The organism is Pseudomonas sp. NPDC087817, assembly GCF_044742875.1.
Taxonomy (GTDB): Bacteria; Pseudomonadota; Gammaproteobacteria; order Pseudomonadales; family Pseudomonadaceae; genus Aquipseudomonas.
The window spans coordinates 87,626-102,053 of record NZ_JBIUVJ010000009.1 but is presented as its reverse complement, the minus strand read 5'-3'; the positions used below and the strand labels follow the sequence as shown (position 1 = coordinate 102,053).

Sequence of the window (14,428 nt, the reverse complement as noted above, 5' to 3'; positions counted from 1 at the left end):
TGCCGCAGGCTCGGGCCGCGTTCGGACGATGTTTTGATCTTTAACTGATATCTCGCCGAATCCGCACAACACCCATCTTCATCCCAAACGGACGAAACACGGCGTTCAGCGACTTCAGTGTCTGATTACCTTCACCATGCTCGATGTGCACCAAGGTACGCACCGAGATTTTGCACATTTTCGCGAACTGGGTTTGATGCAACCCCGTCACTTCTACGCGCAGGCGGCGAACTGCTTCGCCGATCTCAAGCGTTCCTTGGGCCAGCGCTTCCCGTATGTTTTCAATAAGCACAGTGCGTTCGGCAACGGTCAGGCTCATTTCAGATCCCACTCTTTCAATCGCTGCTCCAGATTCTTCAATGCGATGCCTGGGTGATTCATGGTTCGGTCCGGCAAGCCACTCTCGGTCAAAATATCGGGAAGGGCCGCGAGGCGTTGTGCATCCAGACGCAGGCGCTCGAATGAATCCGGCGCGCCAGCCAAAGCAGCCAAGGGGTCATCCGGATCTGCAATTTCAGCCAATGCACGACAAACGCCTCGCCAATCGACATCACCCGCTCTTTCCAACGCTTTCGGCCACTTAGTCGTACGGGTAACGCCTTCATCGTCCATGACCATCGGCGCCAAATCATAAATTGGAGCAAGTCGAAACGAACTTGCCCCACGAATGATCGCGGTATTGCGGCCATGGTTATCCGAGTTACCGAGAATTTTGTTGATCAGATCCCGACGCAAGTAGTCCGCCACCAGATCAGGAATCTGATCCGCTTGCCCTGCCTCACGCCATAGGCCGGCAAGCATGCGAATCACATCCAAATGGTCCATCGCGCTGCCTGGCGTTGTCACGTTAGCCAGCGAATAAATAGATTCGACCGCGTAACGCTCAACACCTTGAGCCGTTACCCGACGATCAAAGCGCTGCATCCACAAACTGGGTTTCGTCGCCTCTTCCAGTGCCAGCCCCTGTGAGGCGACCGTTTCGATGCCTAATGTCTGAAGGGCTTTGTAGTAGTGGAACTCACTTCGCAAGATGTCCTGATCGGTCCGGTTACCTTTGTTTCGGGCAAACTTCACAAACCAGTGTTGACTGACCTCTGAGTCCTCAAGGACTGCATCGGGGAACAGGAGACCGGCCTTGTTCTCTGCCAACAAAAGCTTCGGTGCTTCCCCCCCCGCCCCCGTCGCGCCGCCAATGGCTGCACCCAGTTCATAGGCGTACTCGAGAAACCGGTTGTCACGCAGGATCACGTCTTGACGCTGAAACCCAATGGGCTCGCGCTCATCCACAGATTCGGCAGACTCCTTTATCCGCATGTTGCCGATCGGTGCCGCTGTACTTCGACCCAACAGATAAAGATCGGCGCTGATGCCTGCGGGTTTTTCTTGCCCCACACGAGCAAGAAGAAAACGTTTCGCCGCACCGGCAGGAGCGATGTCATGGATGAAGGCTGGCACAGCGGATCTCCGGCTATCCCATTCCAATGGGAACCGTACACTCACAGCTTTTGAGAACGGCGACCCTATCTCGTCGAAGTTATCGAAGAGATAGGTGGTTTGATAACCGAAATCGCAGCGACTTTCGAAACCCTTTTCGGGGTCAGCGAAACTCAGAATCATCGCGTCATGCCATTGCCCAACCGCGAATATCTGTAATGTCAGGTTGTACATGAGCTTTTCACCTGCATTTAAATGCATTTTTGCGAAGAATCTTTCAGCCATAAATGCAATATAGTGCATATTTTGTCGAAGCTTATAAGCTCATCTGCAACAAAATGCAGATATGCCATGACCTATGCCAATTCAATCAAGCAGCAATAACGTATTTCCCAACCAGTGCGCTGGCAGCACATGCGCATGCGCCGCCAGCGCGTTGATCACTCCGTTGGCACTAACCTGTCCAGCACCCGATTGACCGCCAACTCTGCCAGCATCACCACCTGAGCGATGCCTTGCAGGGTTTTGCGGTGGGTACCTTCAACCTGCGCGATATGGTTGTTGATCATGACGGTGGCCGAGCCGAGGGTCTCACTGGCATCTACCAGCAAAGACTCGTTGTCGGCCTCGGGACTGGCCATGTACAGCGTGTTGGGCTTGTAAGGCGCGGCCATGATGTCGGCCGCCGATGGGCTGAGATAGTGGTCGAGGGCGCGCTCGGCGGCTTCGTGGAATTTCTTTGAATCGGGCGATTCGTAGGGGGATGTCGGGTCGGGGATCGGCGGGTTTGGCGTTACTTTGAACATGGGGACTAACCTCTGGTAAGGCTGCGTCCTTCTCGCTGCTAAACGATTGGGTGGCAGCTGTGCGCAAGTTAGCAGACCGGTAGTCACCCAAAACCCGGCGCACCCGAAGGTGCCATGCGCACAGCCACCATCGAGCGCAGGCAAATGCCTGACTGGATGAGACTCGTACGACTGGGCAACTGCCGGGCTGCTAAACCCGATCACTGGGAATCAGTGACCCGATCAAGTTACGCAGCCCGCCCAGGGCGCACAAGCCGGCGGATTCTGGTGCATGCGTAGGCAGCGGCGCAAGGATTTGTAAGTCGCAAGACGTAAAGCCAACAGGCTTTAAACAAGAGCGACGACAGAGGTTTACCGCGCAAGAACAATTGGCGATTTATCTGTCGTATTAGGCCTCTTCTCTTAACCGAGTTTCTGCGCCAACACCGCAATGTGCTCCGGCCCGATCCCGCAGCAACCGCCCAAATGACTAGCACCACGTTGCTGCCAATCACGCGCCCAATGCAGATAACCCGGCGGATCAAGATCTTCGCGCAACGGGTCGAGTCCATCATTGGCCGTGGCTTCTTTGGGCTGCGGCGGAAACGCATTGGCGTACGCGCCGATGTGAATCTTCACCCCCAGATGCTCGAAGGTGTCGCGCGCCGCATCAATCGCCGCGCCGATCACTTCCGGCTGACTGCAATTGAACAGCAGCGTCTCGACGCCCAACTCGGCAGCCACCGCAGCCGCTTCGGCCACCGGCTCGCCGGAGCGCAAGCGCGGCACTTCGTCAGTGTCTTCGTCCTTCAAGGTAAAGGACAGCCAGAACGGTTTGCCGTCCTGCGGCAGCCCGGCGTGAATGGCGCGCGCCTCGACAATCGAGCTCTGGGTTTCCGCCAGCCACAGGTCCACGTGTGGTGCCAGGCCCTTGACCAACGGGTTGAGCAATTCGGTCACCCGGGACGCCTCGAACAGATCCGGGCGATAAGAGCCGAACAACGGCGGCAAGGAACCGGCCACTCGCACGGCTTTGCCCGATGCCTGCACCGCACGCCGTGCCAGTTCACCGGCCAGTGCCGCCAGCGCCTGACCTTCAGCGGCGAAACGTTCTTCGCCGATGTGGAACGGCACCACCGCGTAACTGTTGCTGGTGATCACATTGGCACCGCTGTCGATGTAGGCGGCGTGTACCGCTTCCACCGCTTGCGGCGCTTCGCTCAACGCCAGGGCTGACCACTCTGGCTGCCGGAATGGCGCACCGGCGCGTTGCAACTCACGGCCCATGCCGCCATCGAGAATAATCGTGCTTGCTGCGCCCATATGCTTTTCACTCATATGCTTATGAAAATAACTCACTATCAGAGTCGTTCTTATAACTATTTAATACGCACCAATCGGTTAATAACAACCTCTTTTTTGCCCAGGGATCGACTGTGAAATTTCAACCGCTACTGGCCCTGGGCCTGACCATTCTGGCCGCCTCGACTCAAGCCTTCGGTGGCGCCACGCTGGATCGCGTCGAGCAGAAAAAGGAACTGGTCGGCGTGTTGATGGAAAGCTACCCACCCTTCTCTTTCCTCAACGAGCAGAACCAGCTCGACGGCTTTGACGTCGATGTGGCCAAAGCCGTGGCCGACAAACTCGGGGTTAAGCTGCGACTCGAAACGCCGTCCTGGGACGTCATTGCCGCCGGCCGCTGGAGCGGGCGCTACGACATCTGCATCTGCTCGATGACCCCGAGCAAGGCCCGCGCCGAAGTGTTCGACTTCCCGGTCGAGTACTACGCCTCGCCCGCAGTGATCGTGGTCAACGCCAAAGACGATCGTATCCACGGCGCCAAGGATCTGAGCGGCAAGAAAGTCGGGCTCACCAGCGCCTCCAGCTACGAAAGTTATCTGAACAAGAATCTGGTCATCGAAGGCGCTGAAGACACGCAGTTGCAGTACCCGTTCGAAGATGTGCAGATCGCCCCGTATGACACCGACAACGTCGCCTTCCAGGACTTGGGCCTGGGTGCCGGCGTGCGTCTGGATGCGATCCTCACCAACCTCGTCACTGCCCAGCCACGCCTGAACGAAGACAAACGCTTCAAGCTTGCTGGCGAGGCGCTGTACTCGGAGCCGAACTCGGTGGCCATCGAAAAGGGTGACGCCCAGTGGGATGCGAAAGTGCGCGAGGTGTTTGCCCAGCTCAAGCAGGACGGCACCCTGAGCAAGCTCTCGCAAAAATGGATCGGCGCTGATATCAGCCAATGACTTCTTTCCCGACACCTCCAAAGCCACCACAACCGGTGGCTGAATCACGCCTGCAACGCTTGTTCGGTTTTCGTACGCGGCTGTACCTGACTTGGGCGGTGATGTTCTGCCTGTTCGCCGGATTCTTCCTGAGCTTCGACCTGAAGTTCTCGATCATCGTCGACAAACTGCCCAATCTTGTCGGCCTCAAGCTTGCTCCCAATGGCTTTCTGCAAGGCGCGGCGCTGACCCTGTTTCTGTGCGTGTGCTCGATTGTCGCTTCGTCATTGCTGGGCTTCGTTACCGCCTTGGCGCGACTGTCGAAAAGCGCGGTGGCGTTCGGCATCGCCAGTTTCTACGCCTCGTTCTTTCGCGGCACGCCGCTGCTGATCCAGATCCTGCTGATCTACCTCGGCTTGCCGCAATTGGGCATCGTGCCCGGCGCCATCGTCGCCGGAATCATTGCGCTGTCGCTGAACTACGGCGCCTATCTCAGCGAGATTTTCCGCGCCGGCATCCTCGGTGTTCCCTATGGCCAACGCGAAGCGTCACTGGCTCTGGGCATGCGCGACTCCGTAATTCTCTGGCGCATCACACTGCCCCAGGCCATGCGCACGATCATCCCGCCCACAACCAATCAGTTCATTTCGATGCTCAAAGACTCGTCGCTGATTTCGGTGATGGGCGTTTGGGAAGTGATGTTTCTGGCGCAGTCGTATGGCCGTTCAAGCTATCGCTACATCGAGATGCTGACGACGGCGGCGATCATTTACTGGCTGATGTCGATCGGACTGGAGCTGATTCAGGCGCGCATGGAACGGCATTACGGCAAGGCTTACGTGCGCCGTTCCTAAGGTGAACGGCAACGTAACAGACATCATTCTGTAAAAACCCATCGCTATACAGGACGGCCCGTCTCTATCAAAAGGCCGTCCTCTCATGCCCTTCCCGCCGCAGCGTCTGTCGCTCGCAATCGCTCTGTTGATTTCCGCCACCGCCGCCCACGGCAAAAACGTACAGATCGACACCGCCACCACCGCCGCGCAAACCCTCGGTGGCAGCGACACGTTGACGATTTCGGCGCCGGGCAGTATCACCAACAGCGGTAAGACCGTGAGCCTTAAAGACAAGACCAGCGGTGCCGGCGTGGTGATCGATAACGCCGGCAAGATCATCTCCACGGGCGGTCGGGCCATCGACAGCAGCGGCGATCTGACCCAGGCGCGCAACTACGTCATCTACAACCGCAGCGGTGGGCAGATTCTCGGCGCCAACGACGCTTTACGCATCGACAGCAACTTCGTCAGCGGCAGCCTGTTGATCGACAACAGCGGCATCATTCGCTCAACCACCGGCCAAGGGCTGGATCTGGATGCATTGCGCAGCGACGGCGTGAAAACCACGATCATCAACCGTGAGGGCGGCTTGATTCGCGGCGATGCCAGCGACGGCATGAAGACCGGCGCCAACGCGACCATTACCAACTACGGCGAGATCTCCACGGGCGACTCGCACAATGCCGACGAGAAATTCGACGGCATCGACATCGACTCCGCGAGCGGCGTCAGCGTAACCAACTACGGGGTGATTTCCGGCGGCCGTCACGGCATCACCACCGACCTCGGCGCGACGCTGGTCAACTACGGGCAGATCACCGGGCGCAACGGTTCCGGATTCGGTTCCGACGGTGACGGCACGGTGATCAACCACGGCACCATTACCGGCGCCTATTCCGGCTTGCAAGCCAACGGTGACGGCGATGGCGTGGACATCGACAAGATCGCCCACATCGAAAACTACGGGACCATTCAAGGCGTTGGCGCTGGCGGCGTCGACAAGGGTGGCTTTGCCAATGGCAGTGAGGGCATTGCCCTCGGCGGCGGCTACATTCTCAACGCCAGCGGCGCGCTGATCAGCGGTGCCAACAGCGCGATTCTGGTGGACGATGGCAGCGGTGGTTCGGGACTCGCGGCGACCACACTGGAGAACTTCGGCACCATTCAAGGGCTCGACGGCTTTGGCGTGAAGTTCGTTGGCGAGTTTGCCGACAACGTCGTCAACGGCGGCACTTTCAGCGGCAGCAATGGCCTGGCGCTGGATCTGGGAGGCGGCAACGACAGCCTGACCTTGCGCCATGGCAGCCGCTTCGTCGGCGCCGTGGACGGCGGCAGCGGTTACGACCGGGTGGTGATGGACGACGCGGCGGGTGGCAGCTTCGGCGACAGTCGTAACTTCGAATGGCTGGAAGTCAGCCAAGGCGCGTGGACGCTGACCGGCAAGGGCGATTTCAGCGACGGCGGTGCAGTGCGCAACGGCGCGACCCTGATCAATCAGGGCAGCATTGCCGGCAACCTAAACGTGGATGCCGGCGGTGTCTATGCCGGTGGCGGCTCGGTGGGCAGCCTCAACGTCAACGGCACATTGCGTACTGACACCGGCCTCGGTCGCGCAACGGTTGTGCATGACTTGAACATGGGCAGTGCGTCCACCCTCGCCTACGGCGTCAACGCCGACGGCAGCAGTGCGCCGGTGCAAATCGGCGGCACGGCCAATCTCAATGGCGCGACCCTGGCGGTGAATCCCGGCAGCGGCACCTATCCGTGGCAGAGCCATTACACCGTGCTGCAAGCTGCGCAGGTCAACGGCACCTTTGGCAAGGTCACCAGCGACTACGCGTTTCTCACGCCGACGCTGGCCTATACGCCGACTCAAGTCGACCTGACGTACACCCGCAACGACGTCGCCTTCAATAACTTCGCCGCCACCAGCAACGGCAGCAATGCCGCCAACAGTCTGGCCTCGATGGGCAAGAACAACGCCCTCTACAACGCCCTGCTCAACACCACCCAAAGCACGGCGGGTGCAGCGATCGAGCAACTGGCCGGCGCCAGCAATGCCAACCTGACCAGCGCCACCCTCGGCGCCAGCAGTCAGGTCGGCAGCAGCATGCTCTCGGCGATGCAGCAAATGGGCGGCAGCCCGGGCTTGATGGTCGGCCTCGATCAGCGCGACACCCCGGTGTTGGCAGCGAATGGCGTGCCGTCCGCCGCACGCAATCTGAACGATCCGAACGCTCGCGGCCGACTCTGGCTGCAAGCGATCGGCGGCTACGGCAAGCTTGACGGCGAACACGGCAACAGCGGCCTGGAACAACGCAGCAAGGGCAGCTTGCTCGGCGCTGACTGGTCACTCAATCCGCAGTGGCGACTGGGGGTACTCGGCGGTTATTCGAAAACCGACCTGGATGCCACCGGCGTCGATGGCAACGTCGAGAGCTGGCACGCTGGCGTTTATGCCTTGCATCAAAACGGCCCGATGGCTTTGCGTCTCGGTGCGGCCTACAGCGGCCATCAAGGTGAGAGCAAGCGCACCATCGCTTTCAATGGTTTCAGCGATCGCCCCAAAGGCGATTACGACGCCGATAGCCAGCAAGCCTTCGCCGAACTCGGTTACGCCATGGGCAGCGGCCGCCTCAGCGCCGAACCTTTCGCCAACCTCGGCTACCAGCGCTACCACCGCGACAGCTATCGGGAAAAGGGTGGCGCTGCGGCGCTGCAAGTCGACAGCCAGACCCAGGACAACTTCAGCAGCACCTTCGGCCTGCGTCTGGCGCACCTGAGCAGCCTGGACAACGGCATGAGCGTGACACCGCGAATGGCCGTTGGCTGGAAGCACACCTACGGTGATATCAGCAGCTCGACGCGTCAGGCCTTCGTGGTTGGCGGCACGGCGTTCAGTGTCGATGGCAGTTCGCTGGATCGCGACAGTCTGGTGTTGGAGGCCGGGCTGGACGTGGGAATTTCTGCGCGGCATACGCTGGGAGTGGGGTATAGCGGCGAGATCGGCAGCAACAGTCGCAATCATGGGTTGATTGGGCAGTGGCAGATGAGCTTTTGAGTTTGAACAGTCGGCGAGGTCCGGGTTGGTTGTAGGAAAAGGGATCGGTGCAGCCGAGTAAAAGCACCGGTTGGTACCACCGTGGCGATTTTCTACAAAACGATCCGACGTCGCCTGCAAGGCTGCGGGAAGTAGCCGACATCGGATTTTCTGGCGCATCAATAGAGTTGGGTCTCCTGTCAAAAGAGGCCGAACTTGATGCCCGTTCAACATCGATACAAACCACAACACCTGGCTTTGGCCATTGCGCTGGCACTTGGCGGCGTAGAGCTTGCGAACGCACAGCTACCTTCGCAAATGACTGACTCACCTGTGATCATGGAAGTCCCGGAACTGCCGGAGGCCACGCCATATGAAGCGGCTCTTCAAAGGCTTAAAGATTTTTCCACCCATATAAACACCGTTCCAATCTCCTTCGACTCGCCCGAAAGTACTTTCCAGGGCACTGCTATCAACGATTTCATCGTTCTCAAAGACGGTGCCAGCTTCAGTGGTCGGCTGGACGGTGACGGGGGCGTAAACTACCTGGTACTCAACGCCGCTGACGGCGGAACGATCAAAGACACCCGTAATTTCAATGGACTGCATCTCCTGCGTGGAGACTGGACATTGAGCAGCAAGGGAGACTTCACGGAAGGCGTGTTGGTAGATCGCGACGGCACACTGACCAACCTTGGCAGCATCGAGGGTGGTGCTATCAGCGTCGGCAAGCTTTTCAACAAGGGAAGCATCAAAGGCGATGTACATGTCGAGACGGGCGGCAGTTTTGCAGGTAAGGGGACGGTAAGAAACCTGCACGTTGAAGGCCTGCTCACCATCAATGGATTGCATGGCAGCCCCCGGGTCAAAGGCGATTTGAGCCTGTCCCGGACAGCCGAGCTGGCCTACGAGGTCACCCCTGAGGGCCGTGGCCAGACGATCAAAGTCGACGGCACCGCCGAGCTTGGTGGCGCCACCCTGAAAATCGTTGCGGCGCCAGGGGAATATCCAGCAAGCAGCCCGTACAAAATCATCGAAGCCGCCAAGATTGAAGGTGAGTTCGGCACGATCCAGAACGATCTGGCTTTCATGACGGCCACAGCTCAATACAACAAAAAGTCTGTCGGACTGACTTACGCCCGCAACGACGTACCGCTGAAAAGCGTCGCCACTACGGACAGTGGTCGTGCGGTGGCAGAAAGTATTGTCGAGCCGATGGTGCCATCGTCTTCCGCACCGTCGACACCGCTGACGGCATCAGCTCCCCTACCAAATGCGGATACAGCGTCAGCTTCAACAGCAACGGCTCCCACTTCCGCTTCAGTGACTGCTCCTGCTGCGACCTCAGTTTCATCACCCGCTCAGGATGAATTCGTGACTGCGCCGGTCAGCGAAGCTGTCGAAGCGCCGGCCTCAGCACCGCAAAAACCCGCCAACAACGCCGTCGCCGCGATACTGGCCAGCGACAGGAAAACAGCCTCCATCGCCCTCGAACAACTCGCCGCCGGCAGCAACGCCAACCTCGCCAAAGCCACGCTGAACAGCATCACGCCCGTGAGTACCAGCATGCTGTCGGCCATGCGCCAACTGGATAACCGCTCCAACAATACGCGTGGTTCCGGCAACTCACCTCGCCATGCGGCGGGCGGTGCAGATTCCGGACGAGTCTGGGTTCAGGCCCTTGGCCATGGCGGCAAGGTCGACCGAGACTACGACAGCACCCTGAAACACGCTACCCAAGGTCTGGTCATGGGCGCTGACTGGCGGCTCAATGAGCAATGGCATGTCGGTCTGCTGGGCGGCAAATCCCAGACCCGACTCGATGCCCGCCAGTACGACGGCGACCTCGACAGCTGGCACCTCGGTGCCTACGCCGTGCGTCAGGACGGACCGTTGGCACTGCGCTTGGGCGCCACCTATGCCAGCCACGACGGCAGCAGCAAACGTCGGGTGGCGTTCAAGGGTTTCAGCGACAACCTTAAGGGCGACTACGACGCGAACACCCAGCAAGCCTTTGCCGAACTGGGCTTCAATCTCGGTCGTAACAACGTAACGCTGGAACCCTTCGCCAGCCTCGGCTACCAGCGCTATCAACGCGACAGCTACAGTGAAAAAGGTGGGGATGCGGCGCTGAAAGTGTTCGGGCAAACCCGTGACAACCTCAGCAGCACCTTTGGCCTGCGCACGGCGCAGATCAACCGACTGGACAACGGCATGAGCCTGACACCGCGACTCAGTGCCGGCTGGAAACACACCTTCGGCGAGCTCGACATCGATACACGGCAACAGCTGGTCAAGGGTGGCAAGCGTTTCGAAGTGGCCGGTGCGGCGCTGGATCGCAACAGTCTGGGCGTCGATGCAGGACTTGACCTCGGACTGTCAGCCAATCACACCGTAGGTCTGGGCATCACTGGTGATTTCGGAACGGAAAGCCGTACTCACAGCGTGATGGGCCAATGGCGAATGGCATTCTGATGGTCTGAACGCCTTCATTGCAGGAGTGAGCCTGCTCGCGATGACTGAGTGTCAGTCGCTATAAGTGTTGGCTGATCCGCCGCTATCGCGAGCCGGCTCGCTCCCACAGGGGATTTGCGTGATTCAGACAAATCCCGGACGAAAAAAAGGGGAGCACCATGCTCCCCCGAGGTTTAAAGCGTTGGATCGCGGCAGTTATCTCAGCCTTCGATTTCGATCAGGATTTCGCCCGGGTTCACCCGGTCGCCTTTAGCGACGTGGATCGCAGTGACCTTGCCGGCGATGGCGGCCTGGACTTCGGTTTCCATCTTCATCGCTTCGGTGATCAGTACTGCCTGGCCGGCCTTGACGGTGTCGCCTTCCTTGACCAGCACATCGACGATGTTGCCCGGCATGGTGGTGCTGACGTGCCCCGGCGCGGACGCCTGTTTGCGTTTGCTGCTGCCACCGCCGACGAATTCGTTGAGCGGCTCGAACACCACTTCTTCCGGCATGCCGTCGATGGACAGGTAGAAATGACGCTTGCCTTCAGCCTTCACACCGACACCGGTGATGTCGACGCGGTAGGTTTCGCCGTGGACGTCGATAACGAACTCGGTCGGTACACCTTCGCCACCCGCCGACGCCACTGCACCAGCCTCGGGAATCGGCAGCAGCACTTCCGGCACGAGGGTGCCGGCGGCACGTTCTTCGAGGAACTTGCGGCCGATGTCCGGGAACATGGCGAAGGTCAGCACGTCTTCTTCCGACTTGGCCAAGGCGCCGATGTCGGCACGCAGCTTGGTCATTTCCGGCTTGAGCAGGTCGGCCGGACGCACGTCGATGACCTCTTCGCTGCCGATCGCCTGACGACGCAGTTTTTCGTTAACCACGCCCGGCGCCTTGCCGTAGCCACCTTGCAGGTAAAGCTTCACTTCGTTGGTGATGGTCTTGTAACGCTCGCCGGCCAGCACGTTGAAGAACGCCTGAGTGCCGACGATCTGCGAAGTCGGGGTCACCAGCGGCGGGAAGCCGAGGTCTTCACGCACGCGCGGGATTTCCGCCAGCACTTCGCCCATGCGGTTCAGTGCGCCCTGCTCTTTCAACTGGTTGGCGAGGTTGGAGATCATCCCGCCCGGCACCTGGTTGACCTGCACACGGGTATCGACAGCGGTGAACTCGCTTTCGAACTGGTGGTACTTCTTGCGCACAGCGTAGAAGTACAGGCCGATTTCCTGCAGCAATTCCAGATTCAGGCCGGTGTCGTACTCGGTGCCTTTGAGCGCAGCAACCATCGACTCGGTGCCCGGGTGGCTGGTGCCCGAGGCGAAGCTGGAGATCGCGGTATCGATGTGGTCGGCGCCGTTTTCGATAGCCTTCAGTTGGCACATGGTCGCCAGGCCAGCGGTGTCGTGGGAGTGGATGAACACTGGCAACGACTGCTCGGCTTTCAACGCCCGGACCAGTTCGCCGGTGGCATACGGAGTCAACAGACCGGCCATGTCCTTGATCGCCACCGAGTCGCAACCCATGGCTTCCATTTGTTTGGCTTGAGCCACAAAAGCGTCGATGGTGTGCACCGGGCTGGTGGTGTAAGCGATGGTGCCTTGGGCATGTTTGCCGGCCGCTTTCACCGCTTCGATGGCCACGCGCAGGTTACGCACATCGTTCATCGCGTCGAAGATGCGGAACACGTCAATGCCGTTGACCGCAGCCTTGGCGACGAAGGCTTTGACCACGTCGTCGCTGTAGTGGCGGTAGCCCAGCAGGTTCTGGCCGCGCAGGAGCATTTGCAGGCGGGTGTTAGGCAACGCCGCACGCAGTTGGCGCAGGCGCTCCCACGGGTCCTCTTTCAGAAAACGTACGCAGGCATCGAACGTCGCGCCGCCCCAGCATTCCAGCGACCAGTAGCCGACTTTGTCGAGCTTGTCGCAGATCGGCAGCATGTCTTCGGTGCGCATGCGGGTGGCGAGCAGCGATTGGTGAGCGTCGCGCAGGATGGTATCGGTTACGAAGATCTTCTTGCTCATTCTTATATTCCTCACAGGCCTGCGTGGGCGGCGATGGCGGCGGCGATGGCCAGGGCCAGCTCTTCGGGTTTGCGCTTGATCGAGTAGTTGGTCAGTTCAGGATGGCTTTCAACGAAGCTGGTGTTGAACTGGCCGCTACGGAATTCCGGGTTGCGCAGGATTTCCTGATAGTAGGCAGCGGTGGTTTTCACGCCTTGCAGACGCATGTCGTCGAGGGCGCGCAGGCCACGGTCCATCGCCTCTTCCCAGGTCAGCGCCCAGACCACCAGCTTCAGGCACATCGAGTCGTAGAACGGCGGGATGGTGTAACCGGTGTAGATCGCCGTGTCGGTGCGCACACCCGGACCGCCAGGGGCGTAGTAACGGGTGATCTTGCCGAAGCTCGGCAGGAAGTTGTTTTTCGGGTCTTCGGCGTTGATGCGGAACTGCAACGCGAAACCACGGTGCTGTATGTCTTCCTGCTTCACCGACAGCGGCAGACCGGAAGCGATGCGGATCTGTTCGCGGACAATGTCGATCCCGGTGATTTCTTCGGTGATGGTGTGCTCCACCTGCACCCGGGTGTTCATCTCCATGAAGTACACCTCGCCCTCGGCGAGCAGGAACTCCACGGTGCCGGCGTTCTCGTAGCCCACCGCCTTGGCCGCACGCACCGACAGGTCGCCGATGTAGGCGCGCTGTTCCGGGGTCAGTTGCGGGCTCGGCGCGATCTCGATCAGCTTCTGGTTGCGACGCTGGATCGAGCAGTCGCGCTCGAACAGATGCACGACGTTGCCGAAGCTGTCGCCGAGGATCTGCGCTTCGATGTGCTTGGGATTGACGATGCATTTTTCCAGGAACACTTCCGCCGAACCGAAGGCCTTGGTGGCCTCGGAGATAACGCGGGGGAAATTCTGTTCGAGTTCTTCGCGGCTGTTGCAGCGACGGATACCGCGACCGCCACCACCGGAAGTGGCCTTGAGCATAACCGGGTAACCGATACGGTCGCCCTCGGCCAACGCCTCTTCGATATCGGCAACGTTGCCTTCGGTGCCCGGCGTCACCGGTACGCCGGCCTTGATCATGCTGCGCCGGGCTTCGGTCTTGTCGCCCATGCGGCGAATGACTTCTGCCGACGGGCCGATGAATTTGATGCCGCGCTCGGCGCAGATGTCTGCCAGCTCGGCGTTTTCCGAAAGGAAACCGTAACCGGGGTGCAACGCATCGCAGCCGGTTTCAACCGCCAGGTTCACCAGTTTGCGCGGGTTGAGGTAACCGGCCAATGGCTCGGCACCGATGCTATGGGCCTCGTCCGCACGCTTCACATGCAACGCATGACGGTCGGCGTCGGAAAAAATCGCAACCGAGCGAATGCCCATTTCGGCGCAGGCCCGCACAATTCGTACGGCAATCTCACCACGGTTGGCGATCAGGATCTTTGTTATCACTTGGAGGTTCCCTTGAGCCGGTGGCACCACGACCTGCTAGACCCAGGTCGACGCGTGACCAAATGTTTCAATTTAGTCGCAGGTCCACACTAGCGCTCATGAGGGATTAACAAAAATGAATAAAAATTGGGTCAGGCATAAGTAAAGACTTATAGTCAGCGCATCTTCCCGCGTTCAGAGCCTGT

At 59.6% G+C, this 14,428-nt stretch carries 11 protein-coding genes; 4 read left to right on the top strand and 7 right to left on the bottom strand.

Annotated elements, in window-relative coordinates:
- Window positions 1-40 precede the first annotated feature (40 nt).
- From ACIONG_RS10720 to ACIONG_RS10705, 4 genes are all read right to left on the bottom strand, one after another.
- On the bottom strand, window positions 41-319 hold the full coding sequence (locus ACIONG_RS10720) for a helix-turn-helix domain-containing protein (RefSeq protein ID WP_095191927.1): 279 nt from the start codon (window positions 317-319) through the stop codon (window positions 41-43).
- Window positions 316-1,668 (bottom strand): HipA domain-containing protein, encoded by a 1,353-nt coding sequence (locus tag ACIONG_RS10715; RefSeq protein WP_401299078.1) that lies wholly within the window; start codon window positions 1,666-1,668, stop codon window positions 316-318. The genes ACIONG_RS10720 and ACIONG_RS10715 overlap by 4 nt, the downstream gene beginning before the upstream one ends.
- A 206-nt stretch (window positions 1,669-1,874) precedes the next feature.
- Window positions 1,875-2,240, bottom strand: a complete 366-nt coding sequence (locus ACIONG_RS10710) for a DUF6124 family protein (RefSeq protein ID WP_401299037.1) — start codon at window positions 2,238-2,240, stop codon at window positions 1,875-1,877.
- 402 nt (window positions 2,241-2,642) lie between these two features.
- Window positions 2,643-3,542, bottom strand: a complete 900-nt coding sequence (locus ACIONG_RS10705; protein ID WP_401299034.1) for a homocysteine S-methyltransferase family protein — start codon at window positions 3,540-3,542, stop codon at window positions 2,643-2,645.
- 113 nt (window positions 3,543-3,655) lie between these two features.
- Between ACIONG_RS10705 and ACIONG_RS10700 the strand changes: the two genes are divergently transcribed.
- The 3 genes from ACIONG_RS10700 (at window position 3,656) to ACIONG_RS10690 (ending at window position 8,353) form a co-directional block, all read left to right on the top strand.
- Window positions 3,656-4,477 (top strand): ABC transporter substrate-binding protein, encoded by an 822-nt coding sequence (locus ACIONG_RS10700; RefSeq protein WP_401299031.1) that lies wholly within the window; start codon window positions 3,656-3,658, stop codon window positions 4,475-4,477.
- Complete coding sequence (locus tag ACIONG_RS10695; protein WP_315444970.1) at window positions 4,474-5,310, top strand: amino acid ABC transporter permease; 837 nt, start codon at window positions 4,474-4,476, stop codon at window positions 5,308-5,310. The genes ACIONG_RS10700 and ACIONG_RS10695 overlap by 4 nt, the downstream gene beginning before the upstream one ends.
- 85 nt (window positions 5,311-5,395) lie before the next feature.
- Complete coding sequence (locus ACIONG_RS10690; protein WP_401299027.1) at window positions 5,396-8,353, top strand: autotransporter domain-containing protein; 2,958 nt, start codon at window positions 5,396-5,398, stop codon at window positions 8,351-8,353.
- Window positions 8,354-8,659: 306 nt separating this feature from the next.
- On the opposite strand, the gene ACIONG_RS10685 is transcribed toward ACIONG_RS10690, so the two are convergent.
- Window positions 8,660-9,184, bottom strand: coding sequence for a hypothetical protein (locus tag ACIONG_RS10685; protein WP_401299024.1), 525 nt, complete (start codon window positions 9,182-9,184; stop codon window positions 8,660-8,662).
- Window positions 9,185-9,208: 24 nt separating this feature from the next.
- Between ACIONG_RS10685 and ACIONG_RS10680 the strand changes: the two genes are divergently transcribed.
- Window positions 9,209-10,807, top strand: a complete 1,599-nt coding sequence (locus ACIONG_RS10680; RefSeq protein WP_401299021.1) for an autotransporter domain-containing protein — start codon at window positions 9,209-9,211, stop codon at window positions 10,805-10,807.
- Between the two features lie 200 nt (window positions 10,808-11,007).
- Here the strand turns inward: ACIONG_RS10680 and oadA are convergent, their stop codons facing one another.
- Together oadA and ACIONG_RS10670 are read right to left on the bottom strand one after the other, a co-directional pair.
- Window positions 11,008-12,816 (bottom strand): sodium-extruding oxaloacetate decarboxylase subunit alpha, encoded by a 1,809-nt coding sequence (gene oadA / locus ACIONG_RS10675; RefSeq protein WP_123536726.1) that lies wholly within the window; start codon window positions 12,814-12,816, stop codon window positions 11,008-11,010.
- An 11-nt stretch (window positions 12,817-12,827) separates the two neighbouring features.
- Window positions 12,828-14,243: an acetyl-CoA carboxylase biotin carboxylase subunit gene (locus tag ACIONG_RS10670; protein ID WP_025112637.1), complete on the bottom strand. Its 1,416-nt coding sequence runs from the start codon at window positions 14,241-14,243 to the stop codon at window positions 12,828-12,830.
- Between the last annotated feature and the right edge of the window lie 185 nt (window positions 14,244-14,428).